At 45.0% G+C, this 3,602-nt stretch carries 4 protein-coding genes; 3 read left to right on the forward strand and 1 reads right to left on the reverse strand.

Annotated features, from left to right (window positions below):
* Together PX481_RS17220 and PX481_RS17225 are read left to right on the forward strand one after the other, a co-directional pair.
* Window positions 1-1,164 (forward strand): FAD-dependent oxidoreductase (locus PX481_RS17220; protein ID WP_288095161.1); only part of this gene is annotated, 1,164 nt, incomplete at its 5' end.
* Window positions 1,165-1,369: 205 nt separating this feature from the next.
* Window positions 1,370-2,200, forward strand: coding sequence for a metal ABC transporter permease (locus tag PX481_RS17225; RefSeq protein WP_002759687.1), 831 nt, complete (start codon window positions 1,370-1,372; stop codon window positions 2,198-2,200).
* Between the two features lie 117 nt (window positions 2,201-2,317).
* Here the strand turns inward: PX481_RS17225 and PX481_RS17230 are convergent, their stop codons facing one another.
* The gene (locus tag PX481_RS17230) at window positions 2,318-2,539 is read right to left on the reverse strand and encodes a hypothetical protein (protein ID WP_002759686.1); all 222 of its coding nucleotides are present in this window, start codon (window positions 2,537-2,539) and stop codon (window positions 2,318-2,320) included.
* A 139-nt stretch (window positions 2,540-2,678) separates the two neighbouring features.
* Here PX481_RS17230 and PX481_RS17235 point away from each other — a divergent pair, with 139 nt between their 5' ends.
* Entirely contained in the window at window positions 2,679-3,485 is an 807-nt protein-coding gene (locus PX481_RS17235; protein ID WP_288095166.1) for a TlyA family RNA methyltransferase, read from the forward strand.
* Window positions 3,486-3,602 lie beyond the last annotated feature (117 nt).

Genomic DNA, 3,602 nt, shown 5'->3' on the forward strand with positions numbered 1-3,602 from the left:
CTGATGGAAAGAATGAAGGAACAGGCCGAAAGATGGGGGACCCAATGCTATACCGAAGATGTTATCTCGGTGGATTTAAGTCAGCGTCCTTTTACCATTCGTTCCACAGACCGGGAAGTGAAGGCCAATAGTATTATTATCGCCACGGGAGCCACTGCCAAACGCTTAGGATTACCCAGCGAGGCCCAATTCTGGAGTAACGGCATTTCCGCTTGTGCTATCTGTGACGGTGCTACACCGATATTTAGAGAGGAAAACCTCGCTGTCATTGGTGGCGGTGACTCGGCGGCAGAAGAAGCCGTATATTTGACTAAATACGGCTCTCACGTCCATTTATTGATACGCGGGGAAGCGATGCGCGCCTCGAAAGCAATGCAGGACCGGGTGTTAAATAATCCGAAAGTTACCGTTCATTTTCATACCCAAGCGGTGGATGTGTTCGGTACAGGCAGTAAAATGGCAGGATTACGCATTAAAAACTCGCAAACGGGAGAAATCAGCGAATTAGCCGTTAGAGGGTTATTTTATGCCGTCGGTCACACTCCCAATACTTCCCTATTCCAAGGACAACTAGAATTAGACGAGGTGGGTTATGTGAAAGTCAAACCGGGGACTGTTGCTACCAGCGTCGAGGGGGTTTTTGCCGCAGGAGATGTGCAGGACCACGAATACCGTCAGGCAATCACTGCCGCAGGTACGGGGTGTATGGCGGCGTTATTGGCAGAAAGATGGTTATCGGAGCATAATTTAATCCAAGAATACCGTCAATCAGCCACTTCTGAACATTACGAGACAAAAACCGTTAGCGAAACCCCGGCCGATACGGAGGAAACTTTTGATATTCACAAAACCCGTCACGTTGGGGGTTATGCTCTGCGGAAATTATTCCACGATGGCGATCGCTTGTTAATGGTCAAATATGTTTCTCCCACCTGTGGCCCCTGTAAAACCCTGAAACCGATTTTAGATAAAGTGGTCGATGAGTACGATGGCAAAATTTATTTTGTGGAAATTGACATCGAAGCTGACCCAGAAATTGCCAAAATGGGTCAAGTAACCGGGACTCCCACGGTACAATTCTTTAAGGAGCGGGAATTAGTAAAAGAAATGCGCGGAGTCAAACAAAAAAGCGATTTTCGTCAAGTAATTGAGAGTTATCAATAATCAGTTATCAGGAGTCAGGAGTCAGGAGTCAGGAGTCGGTCGTTAGGAGATAGGGTGATAGGGTTTTGGGGTGATAGGGTGATAGGGTGATAGGGAAATTTCATCCAAATGCTCCACTCCCCCACTTCCCCACTCCCCCACTTCCCCACTTCCCCACTCCCCAACACCCCACACCCCACACCCCACACCCCACACCCCACACCCTATGCTAGAGGCCTTACAATTTGATTTTATGCGCCATGCGATTGCCGCAGGAATATTAGTTAGTATTGCCTGTGGGATTGTCGGTACTTTGGTAGTAGTTAATCGCGTGGTTTTTATCAGTGGTGGAATCGCTCACGCTGCCTATGGAGGGATAGGAATCGGTTATTTTTTTGGGATTAATCCCCTGGTGGGGGCGATATTTTTTACCTTTTTTTCGGCTTTAGGCATGGGTTTTTTACAGCGTCGCATCCGGGAGAGAGCCGATACTTTAATCGGGGTTATGTGGGCGATTGGTATGGCGATTGGGGTAATTTTTATTGATTTAACCCCCGGTTATAAAGCTGATTTAATGAGTTATCTTTTCGGTAGTATTTTAACTGTACCGAGGGATGATTTATGGATAATGGCGGGCATAGATATATTAATTATCACCTTAGTTAGTATCTTTTATAAAGAGTTGTTAGCCATATCTTTTGATGAAACCTTTGCGATTATTCGCAATATTCCCGTGGAGATAATTTACTTAGGTTTAATGGGAATAACCGCTTTAACTATTGTGGCAGTAATGCAGGTGGTAGGATTAATTATGGTAATTGCTTTATTAACTATTCCCGCCGCTATCAGTGGACAATTTGTTAAAAATATGAAGGGAATGATGATCCTAGCGATTATTTTAGGAATTGTCTTTACTTTAGTGGGTTTGTGGTTATCCTATAGTTTAAATCTCACCTCAGGGGCGACAATTATTTTAGTGGCAGGATTGGGCTATTTAATCAGTCTTACTTGGAAACCTTTCATCCTAACTATCACCAGAAAAATATCTAATCTTTAAGGCTCTCCCCTAGTTGTGGTGATCAGAAAAAGTTATCTAGGGGAGGGTGAAGGCAATTCACCCCCACATTGCCCCACATTAGTTGTTCTCTAGAGGCCGATGGGATAGTCTTACCAATTATAACCCTAAACGCTGCTTTTGGCGGGCTTTATAGGAGGCTAACAGCCAGATAGAACCAGAAATCAAAGAAGGAGCAAGGACGAAAAAAGTGGCCATGGTTACGGGATGTTCCCGGCCCCACACCCAATAGATCATCACGGCAAAAATCAAGCCACAGTAAGCTAGTCCTAGAAAGGGGATGCCAATAACTAAAATGGCGAATCGAGTCTCTTTATCCATAAAATATCGGGATGGCAGCGAAAATTTAGCTGATGGGTTCCGTTTGTCCCTATCTTTAGTTATAATCTTCCTTCTGGGATTGCTTGCGGAAAAATAAGGTATTTTTTAGAATTAGGCGCTGATTATTGGGAGGCCTTCCTTGTCGAAAGAAAGATTAGATTTATTATTAGTAGCCAAAAATCTCTGTGATTCCCGTCAACAGGCACAGCGATTAATTCGCGCTGGAGAGGTGAAAGTCAATCACCAAATCATTGATAAACCGGCCACAGAAATCGATCCAGAAGCGGTGATCGAGGTTAAGCAGAAACTGCCCTATTTGTCAAGGGGGGGCGAAAAATTAGCTAAGGCCTTAGAATTGTTTGCCATCGATGTCAGCGATCGCATTTGTTTAGATGGAGGCATTTCCACGGGGGGATTTACCGATTGTCTCTTGCAAAAAGGAGCAAAACGGGTTTATGGGGTCGATGTGGGTTATGGACAAGTGGCCTGGAGTTTACGGCAGGATCAACGAGTTATGTTACTAGAAAGAACTAATTTTCGCTATTTAACCCCAGAAAAGTTATACGGACAGGAAAAACCCGCCGATTTAGCAGTTATGGATCTGTCTTTTATTTCCCTGACCAAAGTTTTACCGACCCTGTGGACGCTATTAAATCCACCGCGAGAGGCGATTTTATTGGTCAAACCCCAATTCGAGGTGGGACGGGAAAAAGTCGGCAAAAAAGGGGTAGTTCGCGACCATCAAGACCAAGCAGCGGCGATTTTTCAGGTTTTACAGGCCGCCGAAGTCTTAGGATGGTTCTATCGGGGTTTAACTTGGTCTCCCATTACTGGACCTGCGGGTAATGTCGAGTATCTTCTCTGGTTATCCACCGATACCGGCCCAGTTAGTCCCAGTTTAACAGCGATCGCAGAAATCACCCAAACAGCGATCAAACAGTTCTAACCCCGGTATTTTCTCAAGGAAGTGGGGAGAGGGGGAGATTTTCAGAAAACCCTTGACAAATGGCGAGACTTGCTTTATACTTTATGTATAATGGGAATCCGTGCGCCCATATATATA

The sequence above is a fragment of the Microcystis sp. M53603_WE2 genome (assembly GCF_030065435.1).